The following is a 16,297-nucleotide window of genomic DNA, read 5'->3' as shown; positions in this document are numbered from 1 at the left end:
GTAGAAGGAAAGAAAATCAAGCTTGCGATAAGATACTCACTGTCAATTTTTTATTGCTGTTATTCAATGCCATGGGCCTTTAGTAATTGCTCAAAACGGGGATCTCCTTTCAGGAAATCAAAAAAATCGTTGCGTTCCCGTCTTAACCTTCTCGATTGATTGTTACGGATCGTGTCCAGATAATAAAGAACACTGTCTGTTTCTTTAATCCCGGCAAAGGCAACTGCTAACTGATGATTACGCTCCTCCGCTTCGGAATTACTTTTGATCGAATCGATAAGGGCATATACTTTTTCAGTATCTCCGATCGTGCCGTAACAGTAGGCCAAAAATCGATTATAAGCGGATTGTTCGCCCACCATTTTTTTTAAGGGCTCGATAGCACTTTTATAATCTTTTTGATCCATGTATAAACGGAAGTAGGACCTGTTGATGACAAATTTGTTGTTGTCGCTGCTGTTTTCTTCTATGGTTTTCATCAGCTTTTCAGCCTCATCGTATTTAAAGTTGGCAATAAGGGCTGTAAAATAACTGTTGGCGGTGGCAAAGGACAATGGATCCAGACGATAGGCAATCTCCGCTTGTTCCAGTTGTTTTTCCGACTGCTTCGTATAGTAGAAAAAAGTGGCATATTGATGCCTTGCGGTTAGGTCGTTTGGTGATAGCTTTATCGCTTTTTCAAAGGCGAGGTTGGCCAGGTCATGTTTCCCTTCAATATTGTAGATAAGCCCCCGCACCGAATAGATCCTCGATATTTTATTGTTGATGGCTTCCGCTTTATCCAGGTACTGATTGGCCAGGCGTGAAGCTTCATTTGGGTCCCTGCCGGCATAATAAGTTTCCAGATAGATAGAATTCGCGATCTCGGCATAGGCTTCCGCATATTTCGGATCGATATCTATTGCTTTCTGATAGAATTCTATACTTTTTTTAATACTCTCTTTATTTCTCTTATCGGCTTCCCGTCTGCCTCTTAAAAAGAACTGATAGGCCTCCAGATTATTGGTAGGGATACTGGCAAGGCTTTCCTGCTCATCGGAACTTATATTTATGTGGAGGGCCTGAACGATCTCCTTGGAAACCTCTGTCTGAATGGCAAAAATATCGGTTAGGGTCTTATCGTAATTTTCAGCCCAGATATGTTCGTCACTTTCAGCTTCTATTAACTGAGCGGTTACCCTTATCTCATCTCCGTATTTCCTGATGCTTCCCTCCAGAATATAAGCTACCCCTAGTTCTTTGGCTATTTCGGGAATGGTCTTTGTCGTGCCCTTATATTGCATTACCGATGTTCTCGATATTACATGAAGATTCTTTAATTTGGAGAGATTAGTGAGGATATCCTCGGTAATACCATCGGTAAAAATGCTGAAATCCTTGTCTGTACTCATATTATCGAAAGGAAGTACCGCTATGGAATAATCAAGCGTTTTATCTTTTTCTTTCGAAAAATAGAGGGAATAAACTACGGCGAGGCCGATAAAAAAAAGGATAACCCCAATAACAGCCACCATTTTCTTTCTTTTACCCAGGCCTTCTTCAGGTGAGCTCTTCTCCTGTAGCTTTCCTTTGATGTCCTTTGGATCGGGAACAACCAGGCCCTCATTGGCAATAGCAAAAATGGGCATTGCTTCTCCTACATTCTTCAATTCGTAAACGTCGAGGAATTTAGATATTATATCTCTGTGGCTCCGGATCTGGTCATGAACCTTATCGGAGATCAGGATACTGCCGGAGACTGCGCAGGACTCTATACGGGAAGCGATATTCACCGCATCTCCTATAATATCGTCTTCAGAATAAACAATATCCCCAACATGCATTCCTATCCTTACGGGTATTTCAGGTTCCTGAAGAAAAGCCCGCTGCATTTCAATAGCGCAGTTCACGGCTTCCACAGAACTTTTAAAGACACTCAGGGTCCCGTCTCCGAAATACTGAATGATCTTTCCATTGTATTTTTCAGTAGTATTTTCGAAGATCTCCCGGTGCTTATTTCTTAGCGAGATCGCATTTTTCTCGTCATGCTGCATCAAGGCTGTATAACCCTCAATATCAGTAAACATAATAGCTGAAAGTTGCCTATTTTGTGACATTAAACGAGAATTTAAGGTAAAGTTTTACTAATTTAGGATAATTATTGTAAATAATCGACGCATTTGCTAATTGTTTAATTATGAGGGAAATGCGTGTTTATTAGTAAGTTTATCCTTTTCACACGAAAGAATAGTTCAAATTATGCAGGGAACCGAAATAAAACAAACTGCCGTTTTTCTCTCTCAGATCCCGTTCTTTTCGGAAGTTTCCAAAACATCTTTGGAGCATCTGTGTGAAAAACTCGACACTACCGTTTTTAGAAAGAAAGAATCAATATTTGAGAAGGGCGATCCGGGAGATGCTATGTTCGTGATCCTTGGCGGAAAGGTCAGGGTTCATGAGAATTCCCACGTTTACGGACATATGTCGGAAGGAGAGTGTTTCGGAGAGTATGCGCTTATCGATAATAAGGAACGTTCTGCATCTGTTACTGCAGTCGAAGAAACCACATTACTGAGGATAGAACGTCAGCATTTTGTAGACCTGATGTTAAACGACAGTGGTTTTGCCCAGGGAATACTGGCGGTAATGATAAAGCGGCACAGGGAATTAGACAGCATTCAGGAAAACCTTGCCAGTTCCAGGGAAGCATTACAACTGGCAAATTCTAAAATGAGCGGCCTGATCAACGGAGCGATGGATGCCATAATCATGTTCGATAGCAGTTTTAAGATCATACTCACTAATCCGTCCGCCAATTTGCTCCTGGAGAATGAAGATGTGCACGGGAGGAATATCCTTTTCTTTCTGGATGATGCCGGAGCGGAGATGCTGGAAAAGCTGGTAGGTTCGGAAGCAGAAGATGAAAAAGAGAAAATAAATAATTACCTGCCGCAGGTGGTCAGGGTGATAGGCTCTGCAGGAAAGGAAGTCCTGAACGAGGGAACGATCAGCATGTACGGAAATGAGAAAGAGCATTTTTATACTCTTATCCTGAGAAATATAGAAGACCGCTTAATTGCGGAAGACAAGATAAATCTGCTTACTACCCAGGCAGCTTACCTGGAAGAAGAGATCAAAGAACTTACCAGTAATTACGGGATCGTTACCGGAGATCCGGCTATGAAAGCAGTTTTGAATGCTGTAGAGCAGGTAGCAGGAACAGATGCTACTACGCTTATCAATGGAGAGACAGGTACCGGAAAGGAGCTGGTAGCCAGGGCTATTCACAGGATGAGTAAAAGAAATGACAAAGCATTGATACGGATCAATTGCGGAGCCATCCCCGCCAATCTTATAGAAAGTGAATTGTTCGGGCATGAGAAAGGCGCCTTTACCGGAGCAGTTTCCAGCAGGAAGGGGCGGTTTCTTCTGGCGGATGGCGGAACCATCTTTCTGGATGAAATAGGGGAACTCCCGCTGGAACTTCAACCCAAATTACTCAGGGTGATCCAGGAAGGAGAATTCGATCCTGTAGGCAGCTCAGAAACCATAAAGGTTGATGTCAGGATCATTGCTGCTACACATCGGGACCTACTTTCATCTTCCAGGGAAGGGAAATTCAGGGAAGATCTTTATTACCGTTTGAATGTTTTTCCGGTTAAGATCCCAGCTCTCCGGGAGAGGGGAAATGATGTTTGCCTGATTGCCCGGGAGATGATAGATCAGTTTTCTACCAAACTCAATAAAAAACCCTTAGATCTTTCCGAAGCAGACAAGGCCCTCTTTTTGTCTTATAACTGGCCCGGAAATGTAAGGGAACTTCAGAACCTGGTAGAACGGGCCGTGATCGTATCCCGTAACGGAAAAGTAAACTGGACAGATATTGTTCCGCATGCATCTGCAGGCAAAACAAATGACACAAAACAGGATCCTGAACGCATCCTGACTTCCGAAGAACTTATAGAACTGGAAAAGGAAAATATCCTTAAGGCTCTTAAGATGACCAATTGGAAAGTATCCGGTAAGAACGGAGCTGCGGCCCTGCTTAAATTACCTCCTACTACCCTTGCTTCACGGATCAAGGCTCTGGGTATCAGCAGGCCGGTATAATTCACGAAATCCCGTTAAAATATTCACGAAATATCGTTAAATCACGAAATATCGTTAACCGTTCCTATTCTTATTTTTGATTTAAATATCTGATAATCAGTATTTTAATGTTTTTGGCATGTCAGATGCAGATAGTTAGGCATCAAACAAATGTTTAACTAAAAAAATAATTAAAATGATTACAGAAGCAAACATTAAAAATGGAGTAAACGTAGACCAGTTAGTAGAAACTATCGGAGCGGTTCAAAAAGATCCTTCTCTTGCAAAGTTCGAATTCAGAACTAAAAATAACTGGATTGACGGTGGACATTGTGTAACCAGTGCCAAAAGCTTTTATGGAGTAGGGGCTGAAGATACCACAAGAAAAGAAACCTTTACTATGGAAGCAGATCACCCTCAGGTTCTTTTAGGAGAAGATCTGGCACCAACTCCTGCCGAAATCGTACTTCACGCCTTAGGTTCCTGTTTAACCGGAGCAATGGTTTATCACGCATCGGCAAACGGAATTGATATTGAAAGCGCAGAATCTTCTTTGGAAGGTGGTGTTGACTTGCACGGTTTCCTTGGATTGGATGCAGATATCAGAAAAGGTTTCGAAGGAATAAAGGTGAGACTAAAAGTAAAATCCGATGCCACTACTGAGCAATTGGAAAACCTTGCAAAATTCTCTCCGGTATTCGATATGCTTACAAACCCGACCCCGGTTTCTATCGAAATCGTAAAGTAAAAAGAAAAAGACGCCTGATAAATGTCAGTTCGAGCGCAGTCGAGAACTTTTGGTTCTTAATTTTTTAAATACATCTCGACTGCGCTCGATGTGACAACTACTTCACATCATAGACTTTAATGATCAGGCGTCTTTTTTCATTCCTTATTCATCCTCATCACCTTCTTCTAAAAAATGAAAACGCAAAAACATATCGTATTAAACGGAAATCAGGCAGCAGCTCATATTGCGTACAAAACGAATGAGTTATTTGCCATTTACCCTATTACTCCCGCCTCAGGAATGTCCGAACTGGTGGAAGAATGGAGCGCCGGGGAACAAAAAAATATTTTCGGTGATATCCCTCAGACATTTGAAATGCAATCGGAAGGAGGAGTGGCAGGAGCTATGCACGGAGCCCTGCAAAAAGGTTCCTTGTCGGCAACATTTACCGCCTCACAGGGCTTGCTTTTAATGATGCCGAATATGTATAAGATTGCCGGCGAACTGACGCCCAATGTTATTCATGTGGCTACGCGAACGGTGGCTACACACGCTTTATCTGTCTTTGGAGACCACAGCGATATTATGGCCGTAAGAAATACGGGTTATGCTTTTCTCGGAGCTGCTTCCGTGCAAGAGGCCATGGATTTTTCACTGATCGCTCAGGCAGCGACTTTGGAATCCCGTATCCCTTTTGTTCATTTTTTTGACGGATTCAGGACATCCCATGAATGCAATACGATAGAAATGGTTACTGATGAAACCATCCGCGAAATGATGAATGAGGAGCTGATCAAAAAGCATCGTCAAAGAGCTTTAAATCCCAATAGCCCGGTTATCCGTGGAACTGCCCAGGCTTCGGATGTGTTTTTTCAAAGCCGGGAAGCGATCAACCCTTTTTATCAGGCGTGCCCTGATATAGTACAAAAACAAATGGACGCATTTGCCAGCCTGACAGGAAGGCAATATCGTCTTTTTGATTATGTTGGCCATCCGGAAGCGGAAAGGATCATCATTTCTATGGCTTCTTCTACGGAGACCATAGAAGAAACGGTTAATTACCTCAATGCACAGGGAGAAAAAACAGGCCTTGTAAAAGTGAGGTTATTTCGCCCGTTTAGCACAAAGCATCTGATAAATGCAATTCCGAAAAGCTGTAAGGCTATAGCTGTACTGGATAGGACCAAGGAGCCCGGATCTGCTGGAGAACCTTTATATCTCGATGTGGTTAGTTCTTTGATGGAAGAAGTAAACAGCCGGAAATTCATTCAGTTTCCCAAAATAACAGGAGGCCGGTATGGTCTGTCTTCAAAAGAATTGGATCCGCCTATGATAAAGGCCGTATTTGAAAATTTAAAACAAGACATCCCCAAAAATAATTTTACCATAGGCATCAATGACGATATTACCCATTTGAGCCTGGATTATCAGAAAGGATCACATTTAAAAACATCTGCTTATCAGGCGGTGTTCTATGAAAAAAAATCGGAAAAGGCGATAAACAGCTTTAACGAACTTGTCCGGCATATTGCTGAGGAGACCGGCCACTATGTTCAGGCATATTCTGAATGTGATTATAAAAAATCCAGCTCGCGAAGGGTTTCCCATTTGCGTTTGGATACACAACCCATAAAAGCACCTTATCTGATCGGGGAAGCCGATTTTATAGCCTGTGACGGGCTTTCTTTCCTGAAAAATGATAACGTACTCGACAAAATAAAAACAGGAGGAACACTTTTAATAAATACTTCTCTTAAGCCTGAAGAATTCTGGGAAGCTCTTTCAGTTAGCGAACAGAAGCAAATACAGAAAAAAGAAGTCGTTTTATACACTCTCGATATTTCTGATTTTAATGAAGACGCAAAGATCTCAGGGCTCCAAAAGTGCTTTTTAGCAATAAAAAACGGAACTGATCCGGGAATTGAAGAATTGTTCCAACGAGTAGATACTTCAATCATTGGAAAAACTGTCGATCAGGATGCACTTTTCTCCGGAACTCTTCTGGGAAAACTGCTTAACGGGAAGAGAGATGAACTTCCGCTGAGTGTTTTTCCGGTGGATGGGACCTATCCCACCGATACTTCCGTTTTTAACAGTATTGAAGCTAAGGCTGAATTGCCTGAATGGAAGCCTGATCTTTGTACACAGTGCGGAGCCTGCAGTATGGCCTGTCCGCAGGCAGTCCTGCGTATTAAGGTGTATGATGATGATAAAATGAATGCTACCCCTCCTGCATTAAAATCGATAAAGGCAGTTGAATGGGATCCGATGAATTATACGATCCAGATCAATCCCGATCAGTGTACTTCCTGTAACAATTGTATAGATGCCTGTCCTTCCGGAGCTTTAAAAATGACCAATAGGGATTCGGTTCTCGAAACAGAGAAGCAAAACTGGAAGTACTTTGAACGTATTCCCGAATTCGACAGGAAGAAGCTCGATACCGGAAAAGTAAGTCAGCAGCAATTACAGCAACCGCTCTTTAAATACTCTCCCGGTATAGATGCCTGCGGAGAAGCTCCCTATTTAAAACTTTTATCTCAATTGTTTGGAGACAGGATGCTGGTGGCAAATGCCACGGGTGCCAGCTCTATTTTTGGTGGTTCCCTGCCAACCACTCCCTGGTCCAAGGATGAGAAGGGGAGAGGCCCTGCCTGGTCTAATTCCCTTTTTGAAGACAATGCTGAATTTGGCCTTGGATTCAGGTTATCCCTGGATCAGCAGGAAGAACAGGCACGTCAGTTGTTGATCAAAATAAAGCATAAACTGGATTCAGATCTGGTGAATGCAATTTTAAAGGCAGAGCAGCTAAACGAAACTGAGATCGCAGAACAAAGAGATAAGATCAGTGTGCTTAAGGATCAACTTAAAAATGATGACTCCCCGGACGCACAGCGTTTAATAACTATTGCAGATAGTTTGGTAAAGCAAAGTGTATGGATCGTTGGAGGAGACGGATGGGCTTATGATATAGGTTATGGCGGACTGGATCATGCCATTGCTTCCGGAAAGAACATCAATATCCTGGTGCTGGATAATGAAGTATACGATAATACCGGCGGACAAATGTCGAAGGCTACACCTCTCGGAGCCAGTGCAAAATTTGCGGTTAACGGCAAGCAAAAACAGAAAAAGGACCTGGGAATGCTGGCAATGACCTATGAAGATGTTTATGTAGCTTCTGTGGCTATCGGAGCGGATCAGGAGCAAACCTTAAAAGCACTGAAAGAGGCGGAGAGTTATGACGGCCCTTCCCTGATCATTGCGTATTGCCACAGTGCATCACACGGAATAGATATGAGACATCCGCAGCAGTATCACAAAGCAGCTGTAGATTCGGGCCAGTGGTTGTTATACAGAAATGATCCCCGTAGAGTAAAAAAAGGCTTAAGCCCTCTGCAACTGGATTCTGTAGAACCCGAAATAGATATAGAGACCTACCTTCGGATGGAGAAACGTTTTGATAAGCTTTTCGCAGCGGATACAAAAAGTTTTAAAGGGTATATATCTGAATACCGGGAGCAGATAAGAAAAAGATATAACACCTATAAATTCCTTCAGGCCTCTCAGGAATACAGAAAATCGAAGAAGCCATACCAGGATGAGATCTCTACTACAGATACCAGCAAAACGAGAACGATATAATCCTTCCAGCTAAAGGGCTTTTTATAAAACAGATAGTCGATAAGTATCCAGAAGGCAACGAGTATGACCCAGATGACCCAACTGCCCAAACCGAGGTAGTTCAAAAAAAGATAGGCAACTATCGACGCAATAAGTGTATAAAACAGTTTCATAACCGGATGCTTTTATTATTCATATACGATTTCCACGCTCTCCGTTAACGGAATGCTCTGGCAGCTTAAAGCATAGCCGTCAGCCACTTCCTCATCAGTCAGGGCAAGGTTGTTTTTCATATGTACCTTTCCATTTTTTACTTTACAGATACAGGTAGAGCATACGCCGCCCTCACAAGAATAAGGCGGATTCTTTCCCTGGGATATCAGTGTTCTCAGAAGAGTTTTCCCCTTGGGGACATTTACTTCAATTTTTTCCCCGTCCAGATGCGCAATAAGTGTTGCATTTTCCCAGGCATCCTGATCTGCCCCTTCGGTTTGCCCTCCGAAGCTTTCAGTAAAAATGCGTTCTCCCGGAACATCCATATCCTTTAATGCTTCCTTTGTATTTTGGATCATTGTTCCCGGGCCACAGATATAATATTCGGCATTCTGGGCATAAGGCGGGTATTCACCGATAAAACGGGATACTGTTTTCTTATCGATCCTTCCCTTAAGATAAGGTTTGTCCTTGCTGCTTTTCCACAGATCGGACCATTTGCTCTTTGGCCGGCTTAAGGAATGTACCAGGACAAAACGATCAAAATATTGTTCCTGAAGTTGCTCCAGCTCATTTTGGAACATGATGGATTCCTGATTGGAATTTCCGTAGATCATATGTACATAGCTTCTTGGCTCTCTAAACAATACCGTACGAAGAATAGAAAGAATGGGAGTAATACCACTTCCGGCGGAAAACAGATAATAGGTTTTGTAATTCCCTTCTTTTATATCGGCTGTAAAACGCCCTTCCGGAACCATTACCTCTACCGTATCCCCAACCTTTAAGGAGTCATTGATATGATTGGAGACCAAACCTCCTTTTACTTTTTTTACTCCGATACGCAAAGGTTCTTCCATGACCGGACTGCTACAAAGAGAATAGGACCTTCGAACTTCTTCTCCTCCGATAGTGAATTTTACAGTCAGGTATTGCCCTGCTTTATAATTAAACTCATTGTAAAGCTCGTAAGGCAGATCGAAAGCTACTGATACGGAATCTGCCGTTTCTTTTCTCAGATCTGTTATCTGGAGTTTATAGAACTTGCTCATTGATCTTTATATTTTTCTATCCATTCCTTAATAACGCTTTGAAATTTGCTGATGGCATACTCTCCGCGCTGTGCCTGTGCACCTACCTGGAACTTAGGTGAATAAAGAGATTTCTGCTGTTGTTCACAAGCGTAAACGTCCTCTGCCATAAAATCTCCGCTGGCCATAGGATCTGTTTCCGGATCTCCTTCGTATTTTCCTTTATTCCCGTAATGACTCCACAACTTATGCATGGACGACTTTGTGTATTGCCTGGTGAATTCCCTTTCACTTACATTCATCACCTTGGTTCGAATATTTACCAGTGTCCTGTCTGGTGCCAGGGGAATTACATGAAAGCTGTTCCAGCTGCTTTCCCCCTCAGTGATCCCGATATTGGGGAACAACCAGGGAACATAAGCCCCGATCTTATCTTCGGGAACAGAATCTATAAGAGGATAAGGAGCTGCATTCTTCACATCTTTTGCATAATCCGGAACCAGGGGTTCATAAAACCAGTAATGAGGCCCGGCCCAGCCAAATTCGGCCCTGGCATGATCATACATATTCAGGGTTCCTTCATGCAGGTGTGCCAGGTGATAATGATCTATATAATTTTCAACAACGATCTTCCAGTTTGCCTTGATCTCCCTGCTATAGAAGGGTTCATTATCATTTTCGGAATATTCTACCAGATCTTCTACAATATGAGGCCCCAGGTAAGGTTCAACTTCTCCGAAAAATTCCATGATGGAAGGAGCATCCTTATCCGGATGAACAAAAAGCATCCCCTTAAAAATATCTACTGAAGCCTCATGCAGATTTAATCCGCATTTATGCAATTCTCCCTTTAGCTGAGGAAATTCCTCTTCTCTTTTCGGAATGCTGATCAGCTTTCCTTCCAGGTCATAGGTCCAGTCGTGATACGGGCAACTGATGGCTTTTTTTGCTTTCCCCACAGCCCTTAACAACTGAGTTCCTCTGTGGCGACACATATTGTGAAAGGCCCTTAAGCGGTGATCCCTGCCCTTGACAATAAAAATATTATTAAGGCCTGCCTGCACGCTGATATAATCTCCCGGCTCTGCAACATCTTCCACAAAACCCGCAAATTGCCAGGTCTTGCTGAAAATATACTTCATTTCCATGTCCAGCCATTCCTGGGAGGTATAGGCCTCTACAGGGAGCTCATGCATCATGGTCTTGTTTTTCTCGCTCATATTCTATCTTATTAATATTCTTTTGGCTCCCAGTCCGGTGGTTTGACAAGAACCAGCATTTTATTCTTTATCCCTTTTACACTTTTGATCTTCCGGAATAACCTGCTGATTCCATGAAGAAACACCTTGATGGGGTTATTGGATTTCAGTGGCTCCGAGATCCCGTACTTTACCTTTTCCACTTCCGGTTCAAAAGTTCCCAGCATACGGTCCCATATGATCAGGATCCCCGCATAGTTCTTATCCCAATACTGCCTGTTCGACCCGTGGTGAACCCGGTGGTGGGAGGGTGTATTAAAAATGTATTCTATAGGTTTTGGAAATTTACCAATTATTTCGGTATGTAGAAGGGTTTGAAAAACCTGTACAAATACTTCCGAAAGCAGGACCAGGATAGGATCGAAGCCCAGCATAACAATTGGCAGGGAAAACAGGATAGGGAAGATGGCATCCATCGGACCAAAACGATAGGCCACAGACATATTAAAATGCTCCGAACTGTGATGAACAGTATGAGTGGCCCAGCCAAGTCCTATTCTGTGCATCATACGATGATCCCAGTAATATGCAAAGTCGGCAAGCAACACACAACAAATAATGGTTACCATATTCAGGGGAAGATGCGGAAGGCTAAAATTATAATGCATCCAGAAGTACACTTTGGTAATAGCCAGGATCCCCAGGATGTATTCGATAATTACAAAAGCCCCAAAGGTTATGACGTTGGCAATGGAATCGAAAATTACATCCTTATTGAGTTTTTTTATAAATCCGTAACGGATCAACTCCACAACGAAAAACGGAAGGATGATGTATACAAAGCTCAGGTCATTTAACAGGTAGAACCAGTATTCTACATCTATCCAGTCTATTTTTTTTATCAGAAAATCTATCATAACAATCTTTTCTATTCGGTTATCCTGGTCCAGGTTTCTTTATCGCTGTAATCGTAGTAGCTGTAGCTAAGCTCAAAATGGTTGGGATCTGTCATTTTGACTTTACATGGAATATCATAGGCCTTTCCCTCGTATTCGAGTTTGTAAGTACCCTTACCGCTCTTCCCGGAAAAGGACTTTACAATAAGAACCAACTTTTCGGAATTTAAAGAATCTCCGTTCTCGTCAATATATTTTACGGTGTAAGCGTTCATAGAATTCTTATCCTTACTTATCCGGTAAACGATGGAGCCTGTAAAATCATCACTCTTATACATTACTTCCCACTTACCTTCCAACAATTCCCAGTTGGTTTTCTGTTGTTGAGTTTCCGGTTGTCGTTGTACCTGTTCTTCCTCTTCCTGGATGGCAGGAGAAGGAACAAAAACGGGTGTTTCCGTATCCCCGGTAGATTCTATTCCGGCAAACAGATGTGCAGTTCCGGCCAGGACCGCAATGATCAGAATACTGATGAATAATAGTTTAGAATTTTTCATACCTCTTCAATTAATTTCTGGTCAAAATTATCTAATTGAAACACCACAAATTTTGACATAGGTCAAAAAGTGTATTCGGGCTGCAAAACGGATTGGTTATTTGCCTCGTATCCGGCTTAAAGTTTCCTGTGAGATCCCAAGCATAGATGCAATATAACCCAGGTTTGCCCTTAAAGTAATATCGGGGAAGAACTGCAGCAGTAATTCGTATTTTTCTTTGGCCGTCATAAAGTAATAGCCCTTGTAAAAATCGTCGAGTAAAGCAATCTGCTCCTGGAAAAGCAGGCGCCCGAAGCGTTCCAGTTCAGGATATTTTGAGTAGAGATCCTGCCATTCGTCATAGCTCAGCGATATGAGCATTGAATCTTCGATAACCTCAATATATTCTGCCGAAGGCTTCTTTAAAAGATAACTGTGCCAGGAAGTGATCACTGAATTTTCGGGATAGATCCAATAGGTAACATCTTTTCCTTTCTGATAGAAAAAAGTCCGTATGGTTCCGCTAACTATAAAATAAAGGCGTCTGGCGGTTTTGCCAACCTCCAGTAACTGATGCCCTTTAGCTACTTCTTCGTAAAGCGCCAGTTGCTGTATTTCCGTTTCGGCTTCATGGCTGAGATCTATATAAAGTTTTATGTAATTTATAAACGGATCCAAATGCTTTTGTTTGCCGCCAATTTAATTAAATAAAGTTGAACCGGAACTTCATCCTGTTAAAAAGTCGTTTCACTGTCACTTTTAGCGGTTTCACCTTCTTAAAAACATTCTCCCTTTCTTTCAAACCTACATTTGTCCTATGAATATTAAAAATATTAAAATGAAAACATTAAGAATATCAACACTATTGAGTTTTATGGCAATTTTCCTTGCTGTAAATGAAATGAATGCTCAAAGAAGGGTAGTGGTTAAAACGCCTCACAGAACGGTAGTAAGAACACCAAGGGCCAAAGTTGTTTACAGGAATCCTGCTCCTGCAGTAAGAGTGGTTCGTACAGTTCCCAGAACAGCAGTCGTTGTAAATTACGGAGGCTTGAGATATCATTACAGCGCGGGTGTATATTACAGGTATTACAACGGGAGATATGTGGTGGTATCGGCTCCTATTGGTTTGAGAGTTAGGGTACTTCCCGTTGGTTACAGGCTTATTTATGTAGGCCCCCGTGCTTATTATTATTATCAGGGAAGTTATTATATTAAGGTGCAAGGTACCGATGAGTATGAAACCGTAGAAGCACCTACCGATGCTGTGGTCCATACACTTCCGGAAGATACCGAAGAGGTAGAGATAGATGGTAAGACCTTCTACGAATACAACGGAATCCTGTATAAGGTAGTGACAACCCCTGAGGGAAAAGCATTTAAAGTAACCGGAAAATTAGAAGATTAATAATTTAAAGGAATATGAAAAATATAAGATTAGTTTTAGGGATTGTCTGTGCTGTTTTAATGAGCAGTAATACAGCTCTGGCACAGGAGAGGAAGCTTTCGGAAGCTCAAAAAGAAAAGGCAAAAGTACAACTGGAGCAATATTTTCAGGATCTGAAGCTTTCGGAAAGTCAGAAGATATCTTATGAGAATATCACGAAGAAGTATGCGGATCAGCTTAAATTTATCAGGAATTCAGAGCTTTCCCGCCAGGAAAAACTCAAGGAGGTCAGAAGGATCAGCGAAGCAAAGAACGGTGAAATGAAATCGGTACTTTCGGATACTCAATACGAAGTTTACAGAAAATTCCAGGAAAAGCAAAGACAGAGCCTGATCGATAACAGCAATGGGGAGTTTGCAGAATTTACCAGCAAACTGAACCTTTCGGAAGCTCAGAAACCCAGGTTTATTGAGATCTCCAAAAGATACGCCGATCAGATGAGGAATTTACAGAACAGCTCAAAATCCCGTTTCGGAAAATACAAGGAATTTAAATCCATCCGCAAAAACAAGGACGCTGAAATGAAAAGGCTTCTAACCGCCGATCAGTTTAAAACCTATAAGGAAATACAAAAGGAAGTAGAAAAGAAGGTTAGAGAGAACAGAAAGTCCAAATAATAGTTAAATTTAAGGGCCTGCTTTTGCAGGCCTTTTATTAATACCCGTCAATGAAAAACACACGTTTAATTATCATTGTATCGATCAGTATTTCCCTATTGGTCAATATTCCGAGAATAGCCTTTTTATTCGGGAATGACGAAATTGGTTTTGCATCTCTTTTCGACATTTCCCTTAAGGACACTGTTTTCAGGCTTTTCTCCGTATTCGGGTTTAGTTTCCTGGTACTTAAGCTGAATATAGACTGGAAAACGTTCTGGTCGGGAAAGGCCAGGATCCTGAAAGCTGTATTTTTAAATATCCTGTTGCTGATATTCTGGCTTACATTTTTCAGGGTATTCGATTTTATAATTAATGGGGTAGACTCTACGGATATGAATCCCCGTTTTAACCTTTTCGTCTATTTCTTTATTATGATCCTCCTTTTAATAGTGAGTAAGACCATAGAATTAAATAATCAGAGAAAGTACGACATGATCGAAAAGGAGCGGCTCAAGCAGCAAAGTCTTGAAAACAAGCTTGAAGCCCTAAAAAACCAGGTGAATCCGCATTTTCTTTTTAATTCCCTCAATTCCCTCAGTTTACTGGTAAGGGAAGACCAGGCGGCAGCCGGTGAATTCATCAACAAATTGTCTTTTCTGTACCGGTATATTCTACAGAGCCGCAGTACCGATGTGGTTAGCATAAAGGAAGAATTAAAATTCCTCAACAGTTATATTTACCTGATCAAACAGCGATACAGGAACCGTTTCGAAGTTCAGATAGATATCGATGAAGAATATTACACCAGGGAACTTCCTTCGCTGGCACTTCAATTACTGGTGGAGAATGCGGTGAAGCACAATGAGATCTCTGAAAAAAGACCTTTAAAAGTCAGTATTTTTGAAGAAGACGAATTTATTGTTGTCAAAAATAAAAGACAACAAAGAACGAATCCGGAAGCAAGCACAAGAACGGGATTGAGTAATTTGAATGCGCGTTTTAACCTCCTGCTGAAGCGGGGGATCGTAATAGAAAATAATTCTGAGTATTTTATTGTAAAACTACCGATGATCTGAATATGAAAGTACTTGTTATAGAAGATGAACAGGCAGCTGCAGAAAACCTTATATACCTGCTCAAAGACCTGGAACCAAATATCCAGATCCTGGCAACTATCGATTCCGTAGCCGGAAGCATCTCTTATTTTAATCGGGGAACGGAAGCAGATCTGGTGTTTATGGATATTCACCTGGCAGATGGTATCTCCTTCGAGATATTTGAAACAGCTAAGGTTGAAACACCTATAATTTTTACCACGGCCTATGATGAATACGCTCTTAAAGCATTTAAGGTTAACAGTATTGACTATCTGCTCAAACCGATAGACAAGGAAGAACTAAAGGAAAGTATCGATAAATTTAAATCGAGGCAATCGTCTTTAACTCCTGCAAATGAGCAGTTGCAGAACGTTCTGAATTTTATAAATACACAACAGAGAAATTATAAAAGCACTTACCTGGTTCAGCAACGGGATACCCTTATTCCTGTAAGTGTAGATGAAATTGCATATTTCTGCATAGATACCGGGGTGGTAAAAGCGGTCAGTTTTCAAAATACTTCCTATGTGATCGATAAAAAACTGGAGGACATAGAAGAAGAACTGGATCCGAGGAACTTCTTCCGTGCCAACCGGCAGTATATCGTACAGCGTAAAGCCATAGAGAATGTCCAGCTTTACTTTAACGGGAAACTCATTTTAAATACGATTCCGAAAAGCGAGGAGCAGATCGTTATAAGTAAGGTAAAAGCCCCTCAGCTTAAGGAATGGATCAATAGCATCTAAAATTGAGACCGGCAGGAGGTTGTTTCACTCTGCAATTGAGACGCTTCACTTTCTTTTCTGCCTATAGCCGGGTTTCCGGGACTACTTTTGAAGTATAATTTTAATAAGTAG

The 16,297-nt window shown here is 41.7% G+C and carries 14 protein-coding genes; 7 read left to right on the top strand and 7 right to left on the bottom strand.

Annotated features, from left to right (window positions below; genetic code table 11):
• Positions 1-59: 59 nt before the first annotated feature.
• Positions 60-2,096 (bottom strand): adenylate/guanylate cyclase domain-containing protein, encoded by a 2,037-nt coding sequence (locus tag GWK08_RS00215; protein WP_163604888.1) that lies wholly within the window; start codon positions 2,094-2,096, stop codon positions 60-62.
• A gap of 142 nt (positions 2,097-2,238) precedes the next feature.
• Between GWK08_RS00215 and GWK08_RS00210 the strand changes: the two genes are divergently transcribed.
• The 3 genes from GWK08_RS00210 (at position 2,239) to GWK08_RS00200 (ending at position 8,443) form a co-directional block, all read left to right on the top strand.
• Positions 2,239-4,089 (top strand): sigma 54-interacting transcriptional regulator, encoded by a 1,851-nt coding sequence (locus GWK08_RS00210; protein ID WP_163604887.1) that lies wholly within the window; start codon positions 2,239-2,241, stop codon positions 4,087-4,089.
• 175 nt (positions 4,090-4,264) lie between these two features.
• Positions 4,265-4,816 carry an OsmC family protein gene (locus GWK08_RS00205; RefSeq protein WP_163604886.1) on the top strand — a complete coding sequence of 184 codons (552 nt, stop codon included), beginning with the start codon at positions 4,265-4,267 and terminating at the stop codon, positions 4,814-4,816.
• Between the two features lie 174 nt (positions 4,817-4,990).
• Positions 4,991-8,443: a thiamine pyrophosphate-dependent enzyme gene (locus GWK08_RS00200; RefSeq protein WP_163604885.1), complete on the top strand. Its 3,453-nt coding sequence runs from the start codon at positions 4,991-4,993 to the stop codon at positions 8,441-8,443.
• Here GWK08_RS00200 and GWK08_RS00195 read toward each other — a convergent pair.
• The 6 genes from GWK08_RS00195 to GWK08_RS00170 all read right to left on the bottom strand — a co-directional run bounded on the left by GWK08_RS00195 (position 8,365) and on the right by GWK08_RS00170 (position 12,975).
• Positions 8,365-8,595, bottom strand: a complete 231-nt coding sequence (locus GWK08_RS00195) for a hypothetical protein (RefSeq protein ID WP_163604884.1) — start codon at positions 8,593-8,595, stop codon at positions 8,365-8,367. The genes GWK08_RS00200 and GWK08_RS00195 overlap by 79 nt on opposite strands.
• 15 nt (positions 8,596-8,610) lie before the next feature.
• Positions 8,611-9,687, bottom strand: a complete 1,077-nt coding sequence (locus tag GWK08_RS00190) for a ferredoxin--NADP reductase (protein ID WP_163604883.1) — start codon at positions 9,685-9,687, stop codon at positions 8,611-8,613.
• Positions 9,684-10,886: an aromatic ring-hydroxylating oxygenase subunit alpha gene (locus GWK08_RS00185; protein WP_204335976.1), complete on the bottom strand. Its 1,203-nt coding sequence runs from the start codon at positions 10,884-10,886 to the stop codon at positions 9,684-9,686. The genes GWK08_RS00190 and GWK08_RS00185 overlap by 4 nt, the downstream gene beginning before the upstream one ends.
• Positions 10,887-10,897: 11 nt before the next feature.
• The gene (locus tag GWK08_RS00180) at positions 10,898-11,782 is read right to left on the bottom strand and encodes a sterol desaturase family protein (RefSeq protein WP_163604882.1); all 885 of its coding nucleotides are present in this window, start codon (positions 11,780-11,782) and stop codon (positions 10,898-10,900) included.
• Between the two features lie 11 nt (positions 11,783-11,793).
• Positions 11,794-12,318: a hypothetical protein gene (locus GWK08_RS00175; protein ID WP_163604881.1), complete on the bottom strand. Its 525-nt coding sequence runs from the start codon at positions 12,316-12,318 to the stop codon at positions 11,794-11,796.
• 96 nt (positions 12,319-12,414) lie between these two features.
• Positions 12,415-12,975 (bottom strand): Crp/Fnr family transcriptional regulator, encoded by a 561-nt coding sequence (locus GWK08_RS00170; RefSeq protein ID WP_163604880.1) that lies wholly within the window; start codon positions 12,973-12,975, stop codon positions 12,415-12,417.
• Positions 12,976-13,135: 160 nt separating this feature from the next.
• On the opposite strand from GWK08_RS00170, the gene GWK08_RS00165 reads away from it, so the two are divergent.
• The 4 genes from GWK08_RS00165 to GWK08_RS00150 are packed head-to-tail and all read left to right on the top strand — an operon-like array spanning position 13,136 to position 16,186.
• Complete coding sequence (locus GWK08_RS00165) at positions 13,136-13,705, top strand: DUF6515 family protein (protein ID WP_163604879.1); 570 nt, start codon at positions 13,136-13,138, stop codon at positions 13,703-13,705.
• 14 nt (positions 13,706-13,719) lie between these two features.
• Positions 13,720-14,361, top strand: a complete 642-nt coding sequence (locus GWK08_RS00160; RefSeq protein WP_163604878.1) for a hypothetical protein — start codon at positions 13,720-13,722, stop codon at positions 14,359-14,361.
• Positions 14,362-14,411: 50 nt separating this feature from the next.
• Positions 14,412-15,419 carry a sensor histidine kinase gene (locus GWK08_RS00155; protein ID WP_163604877.1) on the top strand — a complete coding sequence of 336 codons (1,008 nt, stop codon included), beginning with the start codon at positions 14,412-14,414 and terminating at the stop codon, positions 15,417-15,419.
• Between the two features lie 2 nt (positions 15,420-15,421).
• A complete protein-coding gene (locus GWK08_RS00150; protein WP_163604876.1) occupies positions 15,422-16,186 on the top strand; it encodes a LytR/AlgR family response regulator transcription factor in 765 nt (254 codons plus the stop codon).
• Positions 16,187-16,297: the final 111 nt, after the last annotated feature.

The organism is Leptobacterium flavescens, assembly GCF_010671605.1.
Taxonomy (GTDB): domain Bacteria; phylum Bacteroidota; class Bacteroidia; order Flavobacteriales; family Flavobacteriaceae; genus Leptobacterium; species Leptobacterium flavescens.
The sequence above is the reverse complement of the archived record's forward strand: the minus strand, read 5'-3'. Positions and strand labels throughout refer to the sequence as shown.

What these genes read in the sequence shown, in the direction of transcription:
- GWK08_RS00215 (WP_163604888.1), bottom strand. Translation starts at nt 2,096, where the DNA reads ATGTCACAAAATAGGCAACTTTCAGCTATTATGTTTACTGATATTGAG.
- GWK08_RS00210 (WP_163604887.1), top strand. Translation starts at nt 2,239, where the DNA reads ATGCAGGGAACCGAAATAAAACAAACTGCCGTTTTTCTCTCTCAGATC.
- GWK08_RS00205 (WP_163604886.1), top strand. Translation starts at nt 4,265, where the DNA reads ATGATTACAGAAGCAAACATTAAAAATGGAGTAAACGTAGACCAGTTA.
- GWK08_RS00200 (WP_163604885.1), top strand. Translation starts at nt 4,991, where the DNA reads ATGAAAACGCAAAAACATATCGTATTAAACGGAAATCAGGCAGCAGCT.
- GWK08_RS00195 (WP_163604884.1), bottom strand. Translation starts at nt 8,595, where the DNA reads ATGAAACTGTTTTATACACTTATTGCGTCGATAGTTGCCTATCTTTTT.
- GWK08_RS00190 (WP_163604883.1), bottom strand. Translation starts at nt 9,687, where the DNA reads ATGAGCAAGTTCTATAAACTCCAGATAACAGATCTGAGAAAAGAAACG.
- GWK08_RS00185 (WP_204335976.1), bottom strand. Translation starts at nt 10,886, where the DNA reads ATGAGCGAGAAAAACAAGACCATGATGCATGAGCTCCCTGTAGAGGCC.
- GWK08_RS00180 (WP_163604882.1), bottom strand. Translation starts at nt 11,782, where the DNA reads ATGATAGATTTTCTGATAAAAAAAATAGACTGGATAGATGTAGAATAC.
- GWK08_RS00175 (WP_163604881.1), bottom strand. Translation starts at nt 12,318, where the DNA reads ATGAAAAATTCTAAACTATTATTCATCAGTATTCTGATCATTGCGGTC.
- GWK08_RS00165 (WP_163604879.1), top strand. Translation starts at nt 13,136, where the DNA reads ATGAAAACATTAAGAATATCAACACTATTGAGTTTTATGGCAATTTTC.
- GWK08_RS00160 (WP_163604878.1), top strand. Translation starts at nt 13,720, where the DNA reads ATGAAAAATATAAGATTAGTTTTAGGGATTGTCTGTGCTGTTTTAATG.
- GWK08_RS00155 (WP_163604877.1), top strand. Translation starts at nt 14,412, where the DNA reads ATGAAAAACACACGTTTAATTATCATTGTATCGATCAGTATTTCCCTA.
- GWK08_RS00150 (WP_163604876.1), top strand. Translation starts at nt 15,422, where the DNA reads ATGAAAGTACTTGTTATAGAAGATGAACAGGCAGCTGCAGAAAACCTT.